This is a genomic window from Acinetobacter sp. ANC 4805, assembly GCF_022549495.1.
Taxonomy (GTDB): Bacteria; Pseudomonadota; Gammaproteobacteria; order Pseudomonadales; family Moraxellaceae; genus Acinetobacter.
Genome location: NZ_JAKZGD010000006.1, coordinates 87,123 through 108,341, shown reverse-complemented (window position 1 = coordinate 108,341; position 21,219 = coordinate 87,123). Strand labels below are relative to the sequence as shown.

General features: G+C 37.2%; 27 protein-coding genes. 10 read left to right on the top strand and 17 right to left on the bottom strand.

Going from position 1 to position 21,219, the window contains the following annotated elements; translation table 11 throughout:
* Positions 1-36 precede the first annotated feature (36 nt).
* A complete protein-coding gene (locus tag MMP60_RS09720; RefSeq protein WP_241336076.1) occupies positions 37-894 on the bottom strand; it encodes an alpha/beta fold hydrolase in 858 nt (285 codons plus the stop codon).
* Positions 895-1,028: 134 nt separating this feature from the next.
* Between MMP60_RS09720 and MMP60_RS09715 the strand changes: the two genes are divergently transcribed.
* Complete coding sequence (locus tag MMP60_RS09715; protein WP_241336075.1) at positions 1,029-1,484, top strand: hypothetical protein; 456 nt, start codon at positions 1,029-1,031, stop codon at positions 1,482-1,484.
* Between the two features lie 38 nt (positions 1,485-1,522).
* On the opposite strand, the gene MMP60_RS09710 is transcribed toward MMP60_RS09715, so the two are convergent.
* Together MMP60_RS09710 and brnQ are read right to left on the bottom strand one after the other, a co-directional pair.
* The gene (locus MMP60_RS09710; RefSeq protein WP_241336074.1) at positions 1,523-1,756 is read right to left on the bottom strand and encodes a hypothetical protein; all 234 of its coding nucleotides are present in this window, start codon (positions 1,754-1,756) and stop codon (positions 1,523-1,525) included.
* A gap of 398 nt (positions 1,757-2,154) precedes the next feature.
* Positions 2,155-3,459, bottom strand: a complete 1,305-nt coding sequence (brnQ, locus tag MMP60_RS09705) for a branched-chain amino acid transport system II carrier protein (RefSeq protein WP_241336073.1) — start codon at positions 3,457-3,459, stop codon at positions 2,155-2,157.
* 353 nt (positions 3,460-3,812) lie between these two features.
* Here brnQ and map point away from each other — a divergent pair, with 353 nt between their 5' ends.
* Entirely contained in the window at positions 3,813-4,610 is a 798-nt protein-coding gene (gene map / locus MMP60_RS09700) for a type I methionyl aminopeptidase (RefSeq protein ID WP_241336072.1), read from the top strand.
* Between the two features lie 54 nt (positions 4,611-4,664).
* On the opposite strand, the gene MMP60_RS09695 is transcribed toward map, so the two are convergent.
* Together MMP60_RS09695 and MMP60_RS09690 are read right to left on the bottom strand one after the other, a co-directional pair.
* The gene (locus MMP60_RS09695) at positions 4,665-5,588 is read right to left on the bottom strand and encodes a LysR family transcriptional regulator (protein WP_241336071.1); all 924 of its coding nucleotides are present in this window, start codon (positions 5,586-5,588) and stop codon (positions 4,665-4,667) included.
* Between the two features lie 51 nt (positions 5,589-5,639).
* On the bottom strand, positions 5,640-6,071 hold the full coding sequence (locus tag MMP60_RS09690; protein WP_241336070.1) for a guanosine-3',5'-bis(diphosphate) 3'-pyrophosphohydrolase: 432 nt from the start codon (positions 6,069-6,071) through the stop codon (positions 5,640-5,642).
* Between the two features lie 79 nt (positions 6,072-6,150).
* Between MMP60_RS09690 and MMP60_RS09685 the strand changes: the two genes are divergently transcribed.
* Positions 6,151-6,474, top strand: a complete 324-nt coding sequence (locus MMP60_RS09685) for a hypothetical protein (protein ID WP_241336069.1) — start codon at positions 6,151-6,153, stop codon at positions 6,472-6,474.
* Between the two features lie 51 nt (positions 6,475-6,525).
* On the opposite strand, the gene grxD is transcribed toward MMP60_RS09685, so the two are convergent.
* Positions 6,526-6,867 carry a Grx4 family monothiol glutaredoxin gene (gene grxD / locus MMP60_RS09680; protein WP_018679222.1) on the bottom strand — a complete coding sequence of 114 codons (342 nt, stop codon included), beginning with the start codon at positions 6,865-6,867 and terminating at the stop codon, positions 6,526-6,528.
* Positions 6,868-7,030: 163 nt separating this feature from the next.
* On the opposite strand from grxD, the gene MMP60_RS09675 reads away from it, so the two are divergent.
* Complete coding sequence (locus tag MMP60_RS09675) at positions 7,031-8,245, top strand: aspartate aminotransferase family protein (protein ID WP_018679223.1); 1,215 nt, start codon at positions 7,031-7,033, stop codon at positions 8,243-8,245.
* A gap of 63 nt (positions 8,246-8,308) precedes the next feature.
* Here MMP60_RS09675 and MMP60_RS09670 read toward each other — a convergent pair whose 3' ends face one another.
* From MMP60_RS09670 to MMP60_RS09660, 3 genes are all read right to left on the bottom strand, one after another.
* Complete coding sequence (locus MMP60_RS09670; protein WP_241336068.1) at positions 8,309-8,740, bottom strand: CBS domain-containing protein; 432 nt, start codon at positions 8,738-8,740, stop codon at positions 8,309-8,311.
* A gap of 139 nt (positions 8,741-8,879) precedes the next feature.
* Positions 8,880-9,257: a DUF2750 domain-containing protein gene (locus MMP60_RS09665; RefSeq protein ID WP_241336067.1), complete on the bottom strand. Its 378-nt coding sequence runs from the start codon at positions 9,255-9,257 to the stop codon at positions 8,880-8,882.
* A 434-nt stretch (positions 9,258-9,691) separates the two neighbouring features.
* Positions 9,692-9,925, bottom strand: coding sequence for a hypothetical protein (locus MMP60_RS09660; protein WP_004671340.1), 234 nt, complete (start codon positions 9,923-9,925; stop codon positions 9,692-9,694).
* A 233-nt stretch (positions 9,926-10,158) separates the two neighbouring features.
* Between MMP60_RS09660 and MMP60_RS09655 the strand changes: the two genes are divergently transcribed.
* From MMP60_RS09655 to MMP60_RS09630, 6 genes are all read left to right on the top strand, one after another.
* Positions 10,159-10,518 carry a hypothetical protein gene (locus MMP60_RS09655; protein WP_241336066.1) on the top strand — a complete coding sequence of 120 codons (360 nt, stop codon included), beginning with the start codon at positions 10,159-10,161 and terminating at the stop codon, positions 10,516-10,518.
* A gap of 110 nt (positions 10,519-10,628) precedes the next feature.
* On the top strand, positions 10,629-10,958 hold the full coding sequence (locus MMP60_RS09650; RefSeq protein WP_241336065.1) for a hypothetical protein: 330 nt from the start codon (positions 10,629-10,631) through the stop codon (positions 10,956-10,958).
* 119 nt (positions 10,959-11,077) lie between these two features.
* Positions 11,078-12,199: a signal recognition particle-docking protein FtsY gene (gene ftsY / locus MMP60_RS09645; RefSeq protein ID WP_241336064.1), complete on the top strand. Its 1,122-nt coding sequence runs from the start codon at positions 11,078-11,080 to the stop codon at positions 12,197-12,199.
* A 176-nt stretch (positions 12,200-12,375) separates the two neighbouring features.
* The gene (locus MMP60_RS09640) at positions 12,376-12,972 is read left to right on the top strand and encodes a nitroreductase family protein (protein ID WP_241336063.1); all 597 of its coding nucleotides are present in this window, start codon (positions 12,376-12,378) and stop codon (positions 12,970-12,972) included.
* Between the two features lie 223 nt (positions 12,973-13,195).
* The gene (locus MMP60_RS09635; protein WP_241336062.1) at positions 13,196-13,870 is read left to right on the top strand and encodes a DUF2057 family protein; all 675 of its coding nucleotides are present in this window, start codon (positions 13,196-13,198) and stop codon (positions 13,868-13,870) included.
* A gap of 64 nt (positions 13,871-13,934) precedes the next feature.
* The gene (locus MMP60_RS09630; protein WP_241336061.1) at positions 13,935-14,456 is read left to right on the top strand and encodes a GNAT family N-acetyltransferase; all 522 of its coding nucleotides are present in this window, start codon (positions 13,935-13,937) and stop codon (positions 14,454-14,456) included.
* A 689-nt stretch (positions 14,457-15,145) separates the two neighbouring features.
* Here the strand turns inward: MMP60_RS09630 and MMP60_RS09625 are convergent.
* The 8 genes from MMP60_RS09625 to MMP60_RS09590 all read right to left on the bottom strand — a co-directional run bounded on the left by MMP60_RS09625 (position 15,146) and on the right by MMP60_RS09590 (position 21,012).
* Positions 15,146-15,442: a cyd operon YbgE family protein gene (locus tag MMP60_RS09625; protein ID WP_004799128.1), complete on the bottom strand. Its 297-nt coding sequence runs from the start codon at positions 15,440-15,442 to the stop codon at positions 15,146-15,148.
* Positions 15,443-15,446: 4 nt separating this feature from the next.
* A complete protein-coding gene (cydX, locus tag MMP60_RS09620) occupies positions 15,447-15,548 on the bottom strand; it encodes a cytochrome bd-I oxidase subunit CydX (RefSeq protein WP_002120988.1) in 102 nt (33 codons plus the stop codon).
* A gap of 14 nt (positions 15,549-15,562) precedes the next feature.
* A complete protein-coding gene (gene cydB, locus MMP60_RS09615) occupies positions 15,563-16,708 on the bottom strand; it encodes a cytochrome d ubiquinol oxidase subunit II (protein WP_241336060.1) in 1,146 nt (381 codons plus the stop codon).
* Positions 16,705-18,282, bottom strand: coding sequence for a cytochrome ubiquinol oxidase subunit I (locus MMP60_RS09610; RefSeq protein ID WP_241336059.1), 1,578 nt, complete (start codon positions 18,280-18,282; stop codon positions 16,705-16,707). The genes cydB and MMP60_RS09610 overlap by 4 nt, the downstream gene beginning before the upstream one ends.
* Positions 18,282-18,473: a cytochrome oxidase putative small subunit CydP gene (gene cydP / locus MMP60_RS09605; protein WP_241336058.1), complete on the bottom strand. Its 192-nt coding sequence runs from the start codon at positions 18,471-18,473 to the stop codon at positions 18,282-18,284. Before cydP ends, MMP60_RS09610 begins: the two co-directional genes overlap by 1 nt.
* Positions 18,474-19,042: 569 nt before the next feature.
* Positions 19,043-19,654: an OB-fold-containig protein gene (locus tag MMP60_RS09600; protein WP_162147121.1), complete on the bottom strand. Its 612-nt coding sequence runs from the start codon at positions 19,652-19,654 to the stop codon at positions 19,043-19,045.
* Positions 19,655-19,676: 22 nt separating this feature from the next.
* A complete protein-coding gene (locus tag MMP60_RS09595; RefSeq protein WP_241336057.1) occupies positions 19,677-19,982 on the bottom strand; it encodes a Rieske (2Fe-2S) protein in 306 nt (101 codons plus the stop codon).
* A 16-nt stretch (positions 19,983-19,998) separates the two neighbouring features.
* Entirely contained in the window at positions 19,999-21,012 is a 1,014-nt protein-coding gene (locus MMP60_RS09590; RefSeq protein WP_241336056.1) for an adenosine kinase, read from the bottom strand.
* Positions 21,013-21,219: the final 207 nt, after the last annotated feature.

Genomic DNA, 21,219 nt, shown 5'->3' with positions numbered 1-21,219 from the left:
GCGTGAAAAGTGAAAACGATTCGCTTAAGGATACGTCTAAAGTTTTAATTCATTTTCTAATATAGGCCATAGTTTGTGATGTGATTTCTTGAACATAGACATATGTCCAATCTGCTTATAACCATGTTTTTTAGGATTTAATTCAATCAAATGTGTTGTTGCATTTGGGTAAAGTCGTAACAGATCCTTAACATTTGCTTGCGTTGCAATTTCATCATCACTCGCCCAAATTGATGTAATCGGACAGACAATCTCTTGGTGGTAATCGTTGTGAATGCTTTTACCAATTGCATTCATAACATAACCAGGTTTGCTACAGAATTCTGCCCATTGTTTTGCTACGTTTTTTGGCAGATTTTCACCCATCCCAATAAATTGGGTGGCACCATAACCTTTAAATAAGCTTGAAACTGGAAAAATAACATTGAACATCAGTGGTGCAAGAAGTTTTGTTTTGCCTTTTAACCCTTTTACATGACCTGTTGAACCCGCAATTGCGACAACTTTAGCAACTTTGTTGTAATGTGGATTGATACCCAGTAATTGACCACCAGCACTATGACCGAGAATAATGACTTTTTCGGCTTGAGTACGATTTAATAGGGTTTCAATCGCTGCTGGAATATCTAATAGTCCCCAATCATTAATACTGGCATTTGAATCTTTCAATTCTCCATGTAATGACTGACCAATGCCTCTAAAATCAAAACTTAAAACACTATAGCCTTGTTGATTTAACCATTCTGCAAATGAGTGATAAAAACTTTTGGTAATACCTGTCGCTGGACAAATCAAGATCGGAAATTGTTTAGTGTGATCAGTTGTAGGGTAATATTGTGCGGCAAGTTGATAACCATCTTTGCAGCTAATCCAGAAGGATTCAAATGTCGTCATTTGAGAAGTACTCGTATCTAGGCATATTTCTACTTTACACAAGTTCCAAAAAGAAACTTGTGTAAAAAGTGACTTAAAAGTCAAATTTTATGTAATATAGCTGCTTTGGGAATCATGATTTAGGGAAAAGGGAAATGTTGGTTTTAACTAGCGCAACGGAATTGGCAATTATATTCAGTGGGATATTTCTGTGGGTTGGGATGATCACAGGTGTATGGAAATATTATCAAATTAGGAATACAGAGTTGGCACGTGCGCATTATTATGTAGACATCGCACACCGGAGTAGTTTGCTTTATGCTGCTGCGAGCTTAATTTTAGCCGCCTTAAGTTTTTTCACGAGCTTATCTGATACTTTGAGCTTATTTTGTGTAATTGCAAATTTATTCTTTTTTTCGATGTCGATTTTGGTCTATATCATTCATGGAATGTTAAAGGATACGACCAATCAGTTTAAGCAACCACATAAGTTAGGGCAGTGGTCAATTCCTCGCTGGTGTATGACCTTTTTAATGCTGAATTTAATTATTGTTGAGTTAGGTGCGACAACTGTCTTACTACTTGGAACGATTGTAAAGTTTACAAACTAAAAAATGGATGAGTAATCATCCATTTTTCTTAAAACATTCTATTGGCGCTTGGCACTTATCTGTCGAAACTTTCGATCAATCATCCCCCACATGCAAAAGGCCAGCGACACAATCAGAGCGTATGCAAAATATTCGGGTTTTAAGTTGCCCTTAATCGTGCCTTGCAATAACAATGTCGCCATAAGCGCAAGTGTTGTAATTGCATATACCACTGAGTCGTTAGTCTTCAGAGTGTCAATGAAGACTTGCTTGTTGAAATGTAATGATAACATCTCCATCCCTCCCTTGCGGTGTGATGACAAAACCTAATCGTTTTTGTCAGAATTATTATTCAAGTTGTACTTTGAATTTCCTCATATTTCAAGGGCTAAGTTGGCTATTTTTTAGATAAATTTATGAGGGTATTGATTTCTATACCAATTAAGTATTTATCATATATATTTATATTATTTTCTTATTGAATATTAAGTGTATTTTTTACATTTTGATAAATATTTAGAGCTAAAATTATATATTGCTTAGTCTTTTATCGTTGATCATTTGGTCGCATTTGGGCTTTGATCAAAGGAAATAATTTGTCGTAAACAAAAAATGTAAGTTGGATAAAAGAACATTTTTTGTATAGCTAAAATAATGTTTGGGTAAAACACCATTTTAACGACAAATCATTTTAATTCTTCGACACGGAAGAGAGTCGGTCTACCGCAATTGCGATAACCAAAACAGCCAGTGACGGAAGTAGCCAAGCAAGATTTTGTTCATTTAAAGGGAGATTATTAATGAACTGAGGTAATTGTTCGGTAAACCCAGCAGCTTTGAGTGCCTCAATGATGCCAAATAGGAAAGCAACAGCAGTAACAGAGCTCACGACAATTGAAGGTTTATTCCAATATTTCCAGAAAAAGCTCATCATAATCACAACAATAGCTGGTGGATAAATGGCACTTAATACTGGAACAGAGAACGCAATTAGTTTGGTTAAGCCTAAATTCGAAATTAATAATGAAAAACCAATTAAGATAAAAACCAATAATTTATATGGTAAGCCTGTTAACTCAGTGAAATATTCTGCGCATGCGCAAGTTAAACCAATCGCAGTCACCATGCAGGCAAGGAAAATTAAACCTGTTAAGAACAATGAGCCTAGATCACCAAACGCATGTTGAACATAAGCATGTAAAATAACAGCACCATTCGCAGCATTTGCGGCAACTTCATGGCTGCCCAATCCAAGTTTAAATAGGCTGATATAGACCAGTGTCAAACCTACACCAGCAATCAGACTTGCGATAATCGCATATTTGGTAATCAGTTTTGAGTCTGTGACACCACGTGATTGAATTGCTTGAATAATCACGATACCAAATACCAAAGCACCCAAGGTATCCATGGTTAAGTAACCATTGACGAAGCCTTCAGAAACGGGACTAGTCACATATTTGTGTACTGGTGGAGAAATGTAACCCGTTGGAATAAGAATCGCTGCAATACCCAGAATGGCAAGCGCAACAATTTTTAATGGTGCAAGTATATGACCAACGGTGTCCAAAAGTTTATTTGGATAAAGTGAGATAGCAGTCACAAAGGCAAAATAGATAATGCTGTAAATCAATAGGCTACTATTTGATGTTCCAAAATAAGGTGCAAATCCTATCTCATAAGAAACAGTAGCGGTACGTGGTGTTGCAAAGAGTGGCCCAACAGATAAATAGCAGACAATTGTGAGGAGTAAGCTAAAAAAGCGTCCTAAAGGCGAGCTGATCACTTCGATAGAGCCTTGCATACGAGACAAGGCCATAATCGTAATCACAGGAAGACCGACTGCGGTAATTAAGAATCCAAAAGCAGCGAGCCAGACATGTTCACCAGCCTGTTGTGCAACAATGGGAGGGAAAATAATATTGCCTGCACCAATGAAAAGTGCAAAGGTCATAAAACCAAGAGCAATAATATCTCCTGTACGAAGATGGTTCATAAAAGGGAGGTATAAAATAAAAGTGCGGATTCTAGAACAAAATTGTAGTCATTTGAAACTAATTTTATGTGAAAATTGGTTTATTTTTGTCTAATAAGAACTGATTAAAATCATGTAATTAGCTCTGGTAAACTTAATCTATTGAAAATATTTTAAAAGTAAAAAAATGTGCTTGTTAGACTTTTTTCTTATGTTGTATGCTGAAATTAAATGTAAAATAAAAAACAATCTTCGGTCTTAAAAAGATTGAAGATTTGTGTACTACAGCGTACAACTATTGAAATATTAAATGCAGTACAGAAAAATGAATCTGCATGTTGCATTAACCTAATATCTGAATAAGGAAATCTCGAATGAGAGCTTCTACTGTGACCATTAAATCTGAACAAGATATTGAGAAATTACGTATCTCAGGACGTTTGGCGGCACAAGTATTAGAAATGATTGGTGCTTATATCAAGTCTGGCGTTTCAACAGAATATTTAGATGACATCTGTAATGATTATATTGTAAATACGTTACAGGTGATTCCTGCCAATATTGGTTATCATGGTTTTACCAAGACGACATGTATTTCGATCAATGATGAAGTCTGTCACGGGATTCCTTCTACACATAGAATATTGAAAGATGGTGATATTTTAAATATTGATGTCGCTGTTATTAAAGACGGCTACTTTGGTGATACCAGTCGTATGTACTTTGTTGGAGAAGCGAATCCAGCAGCTAAGAAGCTGGTGGAAACAACCTATGAAGCCATGCTTGCAGGGATCCATGCCGTAAAACCTGGTGCGACATTGGGTGATATTGGTTATGCGATTCAATCGGTTGCGCAGCGTGAAGGCTATAGTATTGTTCGAGAATATTGCGGTCATGGCATTGGACGTATTTATCATGAACAGCCGAATATTCTGCATTATGGTCAGAAAGGACAAGGCATGGTCTTGAAAAAAGGCATGGTCTTTACGATTGAGCCGATGGTCAATGCGGGTAAACCGCATGTAAGAGAATTAAATGATGGTTGGACTGTCGTGACGCAAGATAAATCACTTTCAGCACAATGGGAACATATGGTTGCTGTAACCGATGATGGTTTTGAGCTGTTAACACCTTGGCCGAATGGAACAGGGCATTACCCTGCCATTTCATAAGGATATGATGCTCTGTCACAACCATCTGTGAAATACAACAGACCTAAAATTCGATTATAAATTGGGTTTTCTTTTGGTCGAGCATAGCGTAAGTTGTTCGACCAAATAGTCAATGAAGACACGAACTGCGGGTAATAAACCTCTGCGTGATGGATAGACGGCATGAAAAATACCATGTGGTGCTGTCCATTCAGGGAGTACTTTCACCAATTGACCTGATTTGATGAAATCTTGTGCAATGCTGTCAGGCAATAGGGCAATACCACAATTTTGGCTTGCAAGTTCAGCTAACATTAATAAGTTAGAACCCATAATGACAGGATTGACTTTGATTTTCTTTTGTTGGTTTTCAGGGCCAAACAATAAAAAGTGTTGGTCTAAATGTTCTTCTGCCATACTGATGATGCGATGATCACTGAGTTGCTCAGGTGTTGATAAATGTCCAAATTCATTTAAATAGGCTTGACTCGCAAAAAGACGTTGCTCAATTGCTTCAAATTGTCTTAATACAAGATTGGGGTCATCATCTAGTTTAGAGCGAACACGTAATGCTAGATCAATACCTTCATTAATCACATCTACTCTACGATTGCTGACCATCATTTGAACCCGAACCTCAGGGTACTTCTTCAAAAAAGCAGGCAGAATTTTTGCCATTTGATTTTGGGCAATGTCGACAGGCACACTGACTTTGATGACACCACGCGGTTGGCTACTTAAATGATTCACGACATCATGCGCAGCTTGGGCAGCATTCATCATCACTTGAGCATGATGATACACATCCATACCAATGTCTGTTACAGCAAAATGACGTGAACTTCGCTGAATGAGACGTACACCGAGTTGTTCCTCTAGATTATAAACTCTGCGACTGAGTTTGGATTTAGGAATATCAGTTGCACGTTCAGCCGCACTAAAACCACCATGTTCAACAACAAGCGCAAAGCAATAAAAATCATCTAAATCCGTTAGCATTACGCTATAAACTCCAGCTTTTGTGAGCAAGTTAAATCAGTATAAATACGATTACTCAACATTTTTAAATAATAATATATCTCGAACCTGTTGATATTCTTTCAAGCGCTCAAAATCTTTGATTGTTGGTGATTGAATTCGAGATAAGTTCATATTGTCAGCGATATCTGCTAATTTCACAACACGGGCAATTGGGTTTTGTACAGTTCGTTGAGCAGCTTGTAATCGAGATTCGCCTGTTTTTTTCGTGAGTGCGAGGATAGCGTCAATGATCTGTTGTTGAAACCCTAACTTGCGTAAATCTTCAGTGCTTGTTTCTGTATCTTCTAAAACATCATGTAAAACAGCAACAATTTTATGTTCAATTGTTGGAACATTCAGCATGACTCTTAACGGATGTAATATATAAGGGGCATTGGCTTTATCAACTTGACCTGCATGTTGTTGTGCTGCCAGTGCAATGGCTTGTTCAAGTGTTGCCATAAGCTAAATCCTTCTATTCAAGATAGATTCATACATCATATTCTTTTACACTGAATCAAATTTTTTACGCTGTAATATTATGTCATATCAACTCATCAACATTGTCGATGCAACTCAAAACATTTTATGCCCTTTTTGCCAACATGCCGTTTTGGATTGGCAGCAAGAACAATATATTCAGCCGTGTGAGCATACATTATTCATGGCAATGGATTTAGGTTTTGAGTTTATTGCTGATCGTTTTGAGGCAGTTTTGCCACAATCGGTTGATGAAATTCATGAAGACCCAAACATGAATATTTATGAGACGGTCACTCAGACAGACTATCCAAATATGCAAATTTACAAAGCAGATTTAGGTGTAGAGGGTATGTTTCGTTATGTGGGCTTTAGTCAACAATAAATCTAAGCCAATAAAAAAGCCAATCATGTGATTGGCTTTCGCTTGTATAGCTTATGCTTCAGGAGCAGGGCTATACTGTTCAACTAATGGTTTTAACTCGCCATTTTGGAACATTTCAAGCATGATATCGCTACCACCAACAAGCTCGCCGTTTACCCATAATTGTGGGAAAGTAGGCCAGTTTGCAATTTGAGGTAATGTGGTACGAATATCTTGGTTTTCCAAGATATTTACATAGGCAAATGGACGACCAATTTGGCTAAGTGCTTCAACTGCACGTGCAGAAAAACCACATTGCGGGAATTGTGGAGTGCCTTTCATGTAAAGTAAAACAGGGTGTTTCGCAATTTGATCACGAATTAACGCTACTGTATCACGCGCTTGTTCCGTCATAGATAGATCCTCAACTAATCTCCCTAAATTATATACCGAAAAATCGTTGAACGGCTATTGCTAAAGATTTTTCTTATATAAATGTGAGTTTGAGCTTTCAATCTATGCAAGTTTTTGCTTATATAAGTTTTTTCACCACAACTAATGATAGATTGAGTTTGTTATGACTAATATCACTCTTGCTCCTGTGCAACCTGATCAACCATCACATCTTATGGCAACTTATGGTCGCCAAGCGATCAGCTTTGTACGAGGACGAGGGGCGTATTTATATACGGCAGATGGTACGGAATATTTAGATGCTTTAACAGGGATTGCTGTTTGTGGCTTAGGGCACGCACATCCGGTGGTTGCGGAAGCGATTGCGGAGCAAGCTGCAACTTTAGTACATACCAGTAATTTATTTGAAATTCCTTGGCAAACGGCTGCTGCGCAGAAACTTGCTCAAGTTTCAGGAATGGAAGAAATTTTCTTCTCAAACAGTGGTGCTGAATCAAATGAAGGTGCGATCAAGATTGCACGTAAATTTGGCTTTCAACAGGGCATCAGTAACCCTAAAATTATTGTTGCTGAACAATCTTTCCACGGCCGTACTTTGGCGACTTTATCTGCGACAGGGAATAAAAAAGTTCAAGAAGGTTTTGCTCCCTTGGTTGAAGGCTTTATTCGTGTCCCATTTGGTGATGTTGAAGCGATTCAAGAAGCAGCGATTAACAATCCAGATATCGTTGCAATTCTGATCGAGCCGATTCAAGGCGAAGGTGGAGTAAATACCGCACCGCAAGGCTTTAGTTATTTAGATGAAGTACGTGCTTTATGTAACCAACACAATTGGCTAATGATGCTTGATGAAATTCAAACGGGTAATGGACGTACAGGTAAATACTTTGCTTACCAACATACCAATATTATTCCTGATGTCATGACTACAGCGAAAGGTCTAGGGAATGGTTTTCCTGTTGGTGCTGTGATGACTCAAGGTAAAGCGGTAGGCTTACTTGGTGCGGGCAGCCACGGTTCGACTTATGGCGGCACAGTGCTTGGTTCACGTGTGGTGTACACAGTACTTGATACATTGGAAAAAGAAAATGCTGTTGAAAATGCAGCAACAATTGGCGCTTATATTGTTGATCAACTACGAGCTGAATTGATTGATCAGAATGTGCAAGTGCGTGGTTTTGGTATGATGATTGGTATTCAATTGCCAAAAGATTGTGCTGAACTTGTTGCTATTGCACGTGATGAATATAAGTTAATTATCAATGTGACAGCTGGGTCGGTTGTGCGTTTATTACCGCCATTGAATATGACACAAACTCAAGCGGATGAATTATTGCAGCGTCTTGTACCTGTGATTAAAAACTTTTTAACAGCATAAACATTATTCCGCACAATAAGAAAAGGGCAATTAATTTGCCCTTTTCTTATTTCAGCGAGAAAGTTAGCCTGAAATATATTGTTGAAGTTGTTCGATTAGTATGCGTTGATCTTCCATTGCGGCTTTGACCAAATCACCAATCGAAATAAAACCGACTAATTTTTCTTTATCTAAAACAGGTAAATGACGTAAATGACGATCTGTCATTAATTGTAAGCATTCCTCAACCGTATTGTTTAGACCAACAGTGATGACCTTAGATGTCATAATGTCTGATACTGGTGTTGTATTTGATGAACGTTCCATCAAAGTTACTTTGCGTGTGTAGTCACGTTCAGAGAAAATACCAACCAGTTTTTCATCTTCTGCAACAACCAAAGCTCCCACGCCTTTATCTGCCATTATCGTAATTGCTTCAAGTACAGTCGCATTCGGTGAAATTGTAAAAATTGATTGTACGGTTTTATTTTTGATGACTTGGGCAACGATTGTCATTGTTTATCTACCTCTGTTGTATTGTCATTTTCATTTAACTTAACGGTATTTTTTTTAATTGCAAAGTCCTAATTAAGCTTCAATGATAACTTTTTCTCATGAATGTTTAAAAAGTCATCATTATCGCTTGGCAAATAAATTAAGCGATCCCTGTAGATTGTTGCGGCATAAAAAAGAAATGCTGCATTTGCTGTGTTGATAGCTTAAATTTGCGATGAGATGAATTAAAAAGAGCAGGTTCTACCTGTAAACGCGTTAAAGTTGGTAAAAGCGATTCGTGAAAATCTTTTGGTGTAATTTTACGTGGTTTGTAATTTTTCCAGTTTGATTTTGCATAACGGTGTGCTTGTACACCATTTAACCAAAATGGGAAAACATGACCATCATGATCAGACTTAATTGCCCAGCCTTGATGGTATAGACCCCATAGTACGCCACAATACATCATTGTTTTTAGAATTGAAATTTTGATCATCAATTCTCGTGAGACTGGTTGGAAATGATTAAAACGATACATGTTCGTAAACTAATTTTATTTAAACTCATGTTTTATTATAAGAAATCTATATGGCAATTATGTTTAAACAATTCATCTAAATCGTAAGCAAATATTCAATGGTGTTCAAAATGTGATTTTAGAAAGCTATTGAAGCTAAGGTTTTGATGCGCAACAGAAGACAAATGAAGTGAGTAGTTCTTATGAATAATGCTTTTACAACTATTAGGCATTAAAAAACGCCACCTGAGCAAGACAAAGCGGCTAAGCTTTGGTACAGCGCAAGTCAGGAATATGAAAGAGCCGTGTTGATTCGTTTTATGTCGGTATTAAAAAACGCCACCTGAGCAAGACAAAGCGACTAAGCTTTGGTACAGCGCAAGTCAGGAATATGAAAGAGCCGTGTTGATTCGTTTTATGTCGGTATTAAAAAACGCCACCTAGGTGACGTTTCGTTAAGCTTGTAATGTTGCCATTTTCTGCCAATATTGTGCTTTTAGCGAATCGCGTTCTACTCGAAAACCTTGATAATACAATTCCGCTAAAAATAACGCTGCTTTGCCATGACCTGCTTGAGCCACTTGTTCAAGCTCTTTCACTGCATCTAGAAAGTTTTTTTGCGATTGAATTGTATTCACCGCATTTGCATACACATGTTCTAGTTCATGTTGTGTAAAATGTTGAATCATATATAACTCCTTATTCTAATTATGATTACTTCAAATTCTATTCAAAGATACTTTACTTTGAATCTAAGTCACTATAACTCTGAATTATGAAATAATTATGACAAGATTACTTGAATTGTCAAATATATTGCGTGTCATTATGTAATTAAAGAGCTTACACGATTAAACAGTTTTGCCAAATATTTTTAAGTAAAATCAAAGTGAAAATAATAGAAATAGATAAGGAGAAGAATATGTCAAATATCATTGATGGTTTCAATTTTGATGTGCCACCATCAGAAAGCCAAATTATTGCTTTAGCTCACCATCACCGTAAATTACTCGATGAAGCTATTTTTCATCAAGAAATTCATTTAGGTGATTATTGTCTAGCCCAACGTAAACGCGTGTATGACTTTGCAAGCCATTTGACTCCTGAACAAAAGGATTGGTTCTATGACATTTATAATGGCGAGTTAAAACGTATCGCAGATGATGATGATTTACATCCTGCTGATGCTGAAAGTGGTGTAGGGATGTTTGCCGTATTTGTTACACTTATAATCATCGCCTGCATTTTATATTTTGCTTTTGTACGAACACTTATGAGTTAGATTTATGCTGATAAAGAGGCGTTCGGTAAACTTCTTCTCTTGATTTATTGAACGCTATACTTGTTCTAGGCGAGTCAGACACATACACTACATCTAATTCGAGGTAGATTATGCTGTCTATAATTTCTAAACATAAAGCTCTGCAATCCAAATTAGGATTACAAATAGACCAGTTTTATAATATTTTGGTCAGTATCATTATTTTGTCTATTTTTCTGCTTGCATATAAAGCATTACAACGTCCTGTAAATGAACTGCAATATCAGCAAATGCTTCAGTTTTCACAGCAAGCCAGTCATCCTAAGACGCAACAAATGGCAGCGGACATATTAGAACATACCCAAATTCGCCGTGTAGATTATCTAAAGCTTCTCAATGCTTATCAATTTGAATCTAGTCGTATTAAAGAATATCCAGCAATGGCACAAGAAGATGAATAAGTTTTAAACGACTCATTTTTATTTATAAATGAACACTTTGTCTTGGTCAGGAAAAAGAAACCAATTTGTGCTAGACTGACGATCTTTTAAAAAAGCTGCTTTTTTCTCAAGGAATCGACATGCAACAGCAATCGAATATGCAAAATAAATTCTTGATAAATGCTGATATTGGCGATGACGATGTCACATTGCCAAGTTTACCTGCTGTCGATGTTCCCATTATTGAGCCAGTAGTAAAAAATACAGTTGAGGCACCATCACTTGTGTCTGTAGAGGAGCCATCTGCCCCTGTTGTTACAGAAGAAACTAAATCGACTGGTGGTTTCTTTGGTCGTATGAAAGATGGTTTGACCAAAACGCGTCGTAGCTTTACTGATGGTATGGTCAATATCTTGATTGGTGGTAAAGAAATTGATGATGAGTTATTAGAAGAAGTTGAAGAACAATTACTTGTCGCTGATATTGGTGTTGAAGCCACCAAGACGATTATTGCGAATCTTACTGAAAGAACTGCTCGTGGAGATTTAATTTATTCGCATGCGCTCTACAAAGCATTGCAAGAAGAGCTGGTTGCGTTACTTGCACCACGTGTAAAACCATTACATATCGATCCAAATAAATCACCTTATGTGATTCTAATGGTGGGTGTGAATGGTGTAGGCAAAACGACAACCATTGGTAAACTCGCTAAGCGTCTCCAAGGTGAAGGTAAGAAAGTAATGCTTGCGGCGGGTGATACTTTCCGTGCTGCAGCGACTGAGCAACTCCAAATTTGGGGCGAACGGAATGAGATTCCTGTAGTTGCGCAGGGGCATGGTGCAGATAGTGCTTCAGTAATTTTTGATGCTTTTGAAAGTGCCCGTGCGAAGGGTATTGATGTCCTGATTGCTGATACAGCAGGACGTTTGCAAAATAAAGCAAACTTGATGGAAGAACTTAAAAAAGTTAAACGTGTGATGCAGAAGATTGATGCAACTGCGCCACATGAAATCATGTTGATTGTAGATGCAGGCACAGGCCAAAATGCGATTAATCAAGTGCAACTCTTTGATGAAGCTGTTGGCTTAACAGGTATTACGATTACGAAATTAGATGGTACAGCCAAGGGTGGTGTACTCTTCAATATCGCAAGTCGTACGCATGTACCAATTCGTTATATTGGTGTAGGTGAGAAAATTGATGATTTACGTCCGTTCTCGGCAAAATCATTCGTTGCAGCATTGTTTGAAACAGATAAGTAATTAATATATGTTAAAAAACTCCACGTGATGTGGAGTTTTTTTATTACTATGAAAATAATATTGTTGCAAAAATAAAACGATCTGTCATATTTTTTAGACTATTCCTAAAAAATGTACCGTTATACACTACATTCAATCCAAGATAACGCCTTAAAAGGTAGAGTAGGAATAACAACATGAGTAACTTTCTAAATAGCATTAAAGCACGCCGTACTATTTATGCAATTGGTAAAAACCTTACAGTTGACCAAACGACGATTGACGAAACAATTCGCGAAGCAGTAAAACAAAGCCCATCTTCATTTAATTCACAAACCTCACGTGTTGTGACTTTGTATGGTGCATCGCATACTCAGTTTTGGGAAATCGTGCGTGAAACTTTACGTAAAATGGTTCCAGCAGAAGCATTCACAAATACTAGTGCAAAAATTGATAGTTTTGCAGCAGGTTTTGGTACAGCGTTATTTTATGAAGATCAGGATGTTGTAAAAGGTCTACAAGAGCAATTTGCATTGTATGCTGATAACTTCCCAGTTTGGTCTGAACATTCAAGTGCGATTGCTCAGTTTGCGACATGGACTGCTTTATCTGAAATTGGTGTAGGTGCATCATTACAGCACTATAATCCAATCGTTGATGCTGAAGTTGCTGAAACTTTTGATATTCCGTCAAATTGGAAACTACGCGCACAACTCGTGTTTGGTTCTATTGAAGCAGCGGCTGGTGAAAAAACTTATATGGATGATGCGGCGCGTTTCAAAACTTTTAACTAAGTTGTGATAAGTATGAGTAAAAAAGCACGTTAACGTGCTTTTTTTATTTTGTAAGTAAGACTGTTGGCTAAAGAACTATAGACGATATCTTTAAAAATGATGTATATATCTGAAAAAAGCTAAATTGTTAGAATAGACAGTTTGGCTTGTTGTCATAAAATAGTCATAATCGCGTTGCATAGTGCATACGGTTTCATACATTATTTATATCGAGAAGAGTCGAATGTCTTTAAGAGTTGGTGTTGCTGCTTTCGGGTTATTATTAAGTAGTTCAGTTTTTTCAGCAGTCACAATCACTGCGCCTGAAGAAATCGTAATTCTTGCGGTAAATGGTCAAGAAGTAAATAGTGGGTTAATTCCTTCTAAGAAAAATAACTATCAAGTTGATGCTGGAAATCTAACAGTTAATGTACGTTATCGTGAATATTTTGATCATTTAAATGGTGAGCATGATATTGTAAAATCAGGTGTTGTAACAATTCAAGCAACGGATCTGAAAGACAATCAAGCGTATAAGTTAGCGCTGGTAAATGCTCCAAAAAACTTTAGTGAAGCAAAAAAATATGCTGAACAACCAACAGTTGCTTTATATGATCAAAACAAACAGCTTGTTGTGCAGCAAACAGGTGCTAACAATGAAGTACAGCCTTGGTTTACAGGCAGTAGTTTACTTGGGCGTACGCTTGATCTGACTCAGAAGAATAAAAACAATACCGTGAATCAACCTGCACCTGTTTATGCAGTAGGGACAGCAAATGTGGCTTCTGTTGCAGTAACGACAACAACGGTATCGGGTGCTGTAAAAACGACTGATCAACAATTAGTAGAATTGTGGCAAAAAGCATCGAAAGCTGAGCGCCAAAAATTTATGGCATGGTTAGCTGGTCAAACCAACTAATTAACTCGTCCATTTTAAAAAACCGATGTTATCATCGGTTTTTTATTGAATGTATAAAATAGAAATGTCTTTAAATATTAGAACAGCAAAGATTGATGATGTAGAGCAATTGGTTAAATTAATTAATGTGGCTTATCGGGCTCAGTCTGATCGAAGTTGGACGACAGAAAAAGTTTTTGTAGATGGGACATGTATTACCAAAGAGCAATTAAGTAGAGACTTAAATCAATCAAATTTTGAATTACTTGTTGGTGAAGATGAACAAGGTTCTTTGGTTGGTTGCATTGGGCTAACTTTTGATAGTAGTTTTGTTGAAATTGGAACTTTTGCGATTGATCCAACAATTCAAAATTTGGGTTATGGCAGAGAAATGCTTAATTATGTTGAAACTTATATTACTCAGAACTATTCGAACGTTCGACGCTTAATCATGTATGTTCTAGATGTTCGTACTGAGTTGATGGCATATTATCAACGTCGCGGTTATCAGACCACAGGGCGTACAGAGTCTTATCCTATAGATGCAGATGTCGGTCAGCCATTAGTACCAATTCAGCTGATTGAAATGGAAAAAGTGATTGCATAAGAAATTTGCTTTCAATGGTATTTTATTTCTAGGGCTGTGATGGAGTTCGACAAGTTTTTGGATAACTTCACCATAGTCTAGGATTTTTTATCATTTTCTGATTAGGCTGGTTAGAGGAATATTAAATAAAAAAAACAGAGAGTTAAAACAAGGGTAATTTGAAAAATAGAAGAAAATATATCGCCATTTTTGCTCTTGGTATTTTATTCATCGCTTATTTTTTATGGTTGGGTCAAAGAGACTTTTATCAATTGACTGATATGGATCAAGTGGAAAAGGGCTGCTATCGGTATGAATCTGATGAAGGATTGAAAAATATAGCACGTCATGGAATTTTCGTTTGTATGGAAAGGATGCCTTAAATGAACAAAGGAAACTTTATATTTATCATTTCCCATATACAAATGAAATTGCAGTAGGTGGAAGACCATATGGGTTTTTAAAAGCTTTTTATTTTTATTTCTTTGTTAATAATTATCTTACGCCACTGACGGTTATTCTAGTTAATAATCCAAATAGTATGTGTATATCTGTACAATCCGCTTTATATCAAAAAAATTAGAAATATTTTCAATAGCCATAATCATAGAAATTTTATTCATAGTTTATTATTACTTTGTAATGACAATGTGCTTATAAAGTAAAAAAAGAGGAAGCATAGCTTCCTCTTTTTATTTGATTTTTGGAGATTAATTACCAATCCAAATATAATAACCTAAGATCATCAGAGGCCATGCAATATAAGGACTAAATAACCATTTCCATAACCAAAATCTTGGTATAAACCCAACACCATGAATAAAACCGCCAGAAATACCGACCATGACAAGCATAAGCATGCTGTGGTTATAGTGCCCATTGGCATCTAACATCAGTGCTGGGTGTACCAATAAAATAGCTGCAAGTGGCAATGCCAACAAAAACGAAACGGTCATTGCAAGCACTTGCGCTTTACTATTCTTCGGTGTTGTCATTGCTTCAGCCATTCTATTATTCCTCATCTAAATCTTGATGGTGTTCGATATACAGTGCACTGAGTACACCTGCGAAGCATGCCATCAAAATGCCTAGAATCCATGCAAAATACCACATTTCACATCTCCTCATTAGTACAAACTATGTGAATTTTCTTCAATGTGTTTGTTAGTGATGATGCCCCACATTTTGTAATAAGACCAAGAGGTATAGATCAAAATGAGAGGAACAAAAATACATGCAGCAACCGTCATTACACCAAGGGTTTTATGACTAGAAACAGCATCCCACATTGTTAAGCTTGACGTTGGATCAATACTTGATGGTAACAAGAATGGGAATAATGCAAAACCAGCAGTTAAGATTGCACCCACAATCATCAGGCTTGTACCTGTAAAACTCGCAGCAGCTTTGTGTTTGCCAGCGCTAATGATCACCAATAATGCACCTAGGATTGCAGCAATTGGCGCAGCCATGGTAATTGGATAAGTTGAGTAATTATTCATCCAACCATGATTGGCATTAGTGACAACTTCTTTTGCAAGCGGGTTAAGTGCAGCATTGGTATTCACCGCAGTTGCATAGCTATAGCCTGAGATATTTCCAAAGAATAACCAAGCACCAGCAGCTAAGAAGCATACAAGAAATACAATTGCCATAATTTGCGTTGCTTTCGCAGAACGGTTGTGTAAATCACCATCAGTACGAAGCATTAACCATGCGCCGCCGTGAGCAGATAACATCGATAAGCTTACGATACCGCAAATGAGTGCAAAAGGATTCAATAAAGCAAAGAAGCTACCAGTGTATTGTGAACGTAAAGTGTCATCTAAGCTAAATGGTACGCCTAAGAATAAGTTACCAAATGCAACACCGAACACCAGTGCAGGTACAGCACCACCAATACAGAGACCCCAATCCCAAGAAGTACGCCATTGGGTATTTTCTAACTTAGAACGATAGTCAAATCCAACAGGTCGTAGGAACAAGGCAAAGAGCACGAGTAATAATGCCCAATACATGCCAGAGAAAGCGACGGCATAGACCATTGGCCATGCAGCAAATAATGCACCCCCCGCTGTAATGAACCAAACTTGGTTACCATCCCAGTGTGGTGCAATCGTATTGATTGCAGCACGGCGTTCAGAGTCGGTTTTACCTACAAATGGCATGAGTGCCATTGAGCCCATATCAAAACCATCAGTGAGTGCAAAGCCAATGAGTAAAACACCCACCAATACCCACCAAATAATTTTTAGGAGTTCATATTCGATCATGATTGAGCCTCCCCAGTTTTTGCTGCTAATTTCTCAAAATGATATTTACCAGTATGCAAAGAACTTGGACCTAAACGAGCAAATTTGATCATTAAGTACATTTCAATAACGAGAAGTACGGTATAGAACGCAGCAAGTGCAATAATTGATCCCCACACATCACCTGTGCTAACGCTTGATGCAGAGAGGTGTGTCGGTAAGATTTCACCAATAGACCAAGGTTGACGACCGCCTTCAGCTACATACCAGCCTGTTTGAGCTGCAATCCACGGAAGTGGGAGTGCAAATAAGGCATATTTAAGTAACCAAGGTTTGTTTTCTGCGTTACGTTTTGCCACAGCCCATGTTGCTAAAATAAATAGCACTAACATGAGGAAACCAGAAGCAACCATTGCACGGAAAGAGAAGAACAAGGCAGCGACATTTGGAATGGTATCTTTAGTTGCAGCTTTGATGTGTTCTTCAGTTGCATCAACCACATTTGGAGAATATTTTTTCAATAACAGACCATAACCTAAGTCTTTTTGATTTTTCTCGAATGATGCAAGTAGTTCTGGCGAACGATCACCAGCACGTAGTTTTTCTAGCTCACTATACGCCACCATACCATTACGAATACGGATTTCATGCTCTTTCATCAAGTCATGTAAGCCTGTGACTTGTTTATCCGTAGAGCGTGTTGCAATGATTCCCATAACATATGGAATTTTAATTGCATAATCAGTACGCATTTCTTTTTGGTTTGGAATACCAAATAACGTAAATGCAGCAGGCGCAGGTTCAGTGTGCCATTCAGCTTCAATTGCAGCGAGCTTAGTTTTTTGAACATCACCCAATTCATAACCTGATTCATCACCAAGTAAAATGACGCATAGGGTTGAAGCTAAACCAAAGATTGCAGCAATCGCGAAAGAGCGACGAGCAAAAGGCAAATCACGTTTCTTTAACAGGTAATAGCTTGAGATGGCGAGAACAAAGATCGAACCTGTGACATAACCAGCAGAAACCGTATGTACAAATTTTACTTGAGCGACTGGGTTGAAAATTAATGCACCGAAGTCTACAAGTTCCATACGCATGGTTTCGTAGTTAAATGCAGCACCAACTGGGTTTTGCATCCAACCATTGGCGATCAAAATCCACAGCGCCGACATATTTGAGCCAATCGCAACTAACCAAGTTACACCTAAGTGTTGAACTTTAGAAAGGCGATCCCAACCAAAGAAGAATAGACCGATAAAAGTCGATTCTAGGAAGAAAGCCATCAAGCCTTCAATTGCAAGCGGGGCACCAAAGATGTCGCCTACATAGTGAGAATAATATGCCCAGTTAGTACCGAACTGGAATTCCATGGTTAAACCAGTGGTTACACCTAAGGCAAAGTTAATCCCGAAGAGTTTTCCCCAGAATTTGGTCATGTCTTTATAAATTTCTTTGCCAGAAATCACGTAGGTGGTTTCCATAATGGCAAGAATAAAAGCTAGACCTAAAGTTAGAGGGACGAAAAGAAAGTGATACATTGCGGTCATTGCAAATTGGAACCGCGAAAGATCGACCACGCTTTCAGAAATCATCAACGTGTCTCCTGAGTTTTGGACATGTCACCAGCAATACGCTCGGCAACTTCATTGTTAAAATCTTTTGGAATCGTTGGGGCATCAAACCAGATATGTTTAATCACCATGAGAAGTGCAACTTTAATAATAAGAATAATCGTGATTTCTCGGATTAATCTCCGGTTTGGATCTTGAGAACTCATGTTCATAGAACTTCGCCTCATATTTTAAAAAGATGTAAAACATTATTAAATAAAATTCATTAAAAATAAACCTTTAAGGCTATTAAAATGTTTTTATTAAAAATATATTATAAATATCAATGTCTTAGTTATTTTATTATAAATTAATTAAAATATTCTTGTTATCCAACTAAAATAATATGAATTGATTTAAAAATCTGATTGAAACAGTTGTATTTATATTTTTAAACCTGATTAAAAAGGTTTGGTTTATACTTAATTAAAAAATATTAAACCAACTAAAATAGTATGAATATAAAAAACATAATATATACAATCATTTAAAGAACTGATTACATAATTAAGTAATTTTTATAATGAATTTTGGGTAAAACCTAGTGTATTAGTAGAGTTTTGTGTGAAAAATATGTGAAATGTCACAATTCATTTTGGATAGATAGCTAGATCAATAAATTGATAGAAATGGAAGAGGTGATTACACGTTTTTCATTTTTTCTTTATGTAACAAATTGTAATTTTAATACTATGTGAAAAAAATCCTAATCTCTTCAATTAGATTTCAACGGATTTTGGGTTCAGTCTGCGGTGAATAGCTTATTTGATATTGAGATTTTTTTAGCAATATAGTACGAATTAGATTTCTGACTGATCAACAACACTTGGGATTGTAACTCTAATTCACCATATTCTGGCTCTACTTGTACATAATACAGTTGACCGAATTCATTGCGAACACGTGCTTGTGCAGAGAAGCCTGGACGTGCATTTCCCGTTGAGATTGTTGCTAAACGACCCACTAAGTTAATGTGAGTATGTGTGACTTTGGGTCTGATCACTTGGTCTAAGCAATGGATCATAAACACAGTAAAAAAGATGTCGATGATTAAGGCTGGAACAAATAAGTAGTAAGGTGAGATGAAATAATGCTGTAAAGCAAAAAAAGAAAGCTCTAAGAAATAACCTGCAAAACTAAAATTGATGAGTAAAAATACAAAAATGAGGTATTTAGAGAATTTTACGTCCAAGAGTGGCGAGTTTAATAACCATTCAGGTGTCATTCTTTTCACAAGGTGACTGGGGCGTAAGCCGATAAAAATACCGATCGTTTCTGCAATGCTGAGCAAAATTAATGCAACTACACTCATGTGAAATGGCATTAGGTAATAATTTAAAAAAAACTCAGTCATTGCAGAATTCATGGTTTAGGCACTAATCAATATAAATACCACCATCGGAGTGGACTTCCAAATTTACTTTTTCTAGGAATTCACCCAAGCAAGGTCCTGAAATACATTCACCTGTTTCCACAGAGAACAATGCGCCATGAGTAGAGCATTGGATATATTCGCGGTCTTGATCTAAAAATTGATTTTCTAAATACTCAAGTTCTGTTTGCAAATGTGGGCAAACATTTTGATAAGCATAAAAGCTGCCATCTTTTTGAGTAATGAAAATTGTTGTTCCTCTCATGGTGTCGTATGCACGAGACTCACGCTCAGGAACTTCCTCTGTCATGCAAATTTTTTCCATTTTAAGCACATTCCTGTTGAGCATTTTTGAATTGTTCAAATAGTTCAGTGTAGCTTTCGATCGCTAGGCGTGGACCGAATTGTGCTACAACTTCACTTGAGATCAAAATTGCAAGTTGAGCAGCGGTTTCTAAGTTGAGACCTGCATTGATTGCATATAAGAATGCACCAGCAAAGGCGTCACCAGCACCGTTGGTATCTACGGCATCGACATGACGACCAGCAACATGGAATTGCTGAGCTGGATCAATGATGACTGCGCCATTTGCGCCTTGGGTGATGACAATATGTTGGTTCTTTAATTTTAAGATTTCAATTGCAGCATCAAGATTTACTGTGTTGGTAAACATCAACGCTTCTTGTTCATTACAGAACAATAAGTCAACACCATCATCCAATAATTCTTCTAGACCTTGACGTGCATATTGCACCATTGCAGGGTCAGACAGTGAGAGGGCGATTTTAACGCCATGTGCTTTGGCAAGTTCACGTGCTTGTTTAACGGCAACACGTGCAGTATCACTTGTTGATAAATAACCTTCGATGTAGAGCCATTTTGCAGTTTTTAATGGTTCAAAGTCGATTTGTTCTGCTGTGAGTTCCGCCGTGATACCAAGATATGTGTGCATGGTACGTTCTGAATCAGGACTGATCAGAACCATACATGTACCTGTTACGCCTTCACTGATGGATTGCGTTGTTGTTTGAATGCCTGCCGCATTTAAGCCATTTAAATAGATTGTACCGAGGTCATCATTACCCACACGGCATCCATAAAAAGCTGTACCGCCTAAAGCACCAAAGGCAACCGTTGTATTTGCAGCTGAACCGCCACTTGCTTGACCTTTATAGCTTTGCGTATCTTGTAATTGTTGATATAAAGCCGCTTGAGTGTCGCCATCGGTCAACTGCATTGTGCCTTTTTGCAACGCTTGTTGTGTTAAAAACTCATTTGAGACTTTAAATTCTTGGTCAATCAGCGCATTACCAATTGCAAAAAGATCAACAGTTGCCATGTTTGTCATCACATTAAAAATCAAAAAGCAAAGTTTACACTAATGCTCAGGATTACAGTAGTTTGTTGAAAAGAATTCAGGTGGGGTATAGGGTAATATTTTTGAGGAATATCTTGTCATTGAATCATTTTAGAATAGAAAAAGTCGTAGGTTTATCTTAGAAATTAGATTGACGAATAGCATTTTCACAGATTGAGGGTTTTCATT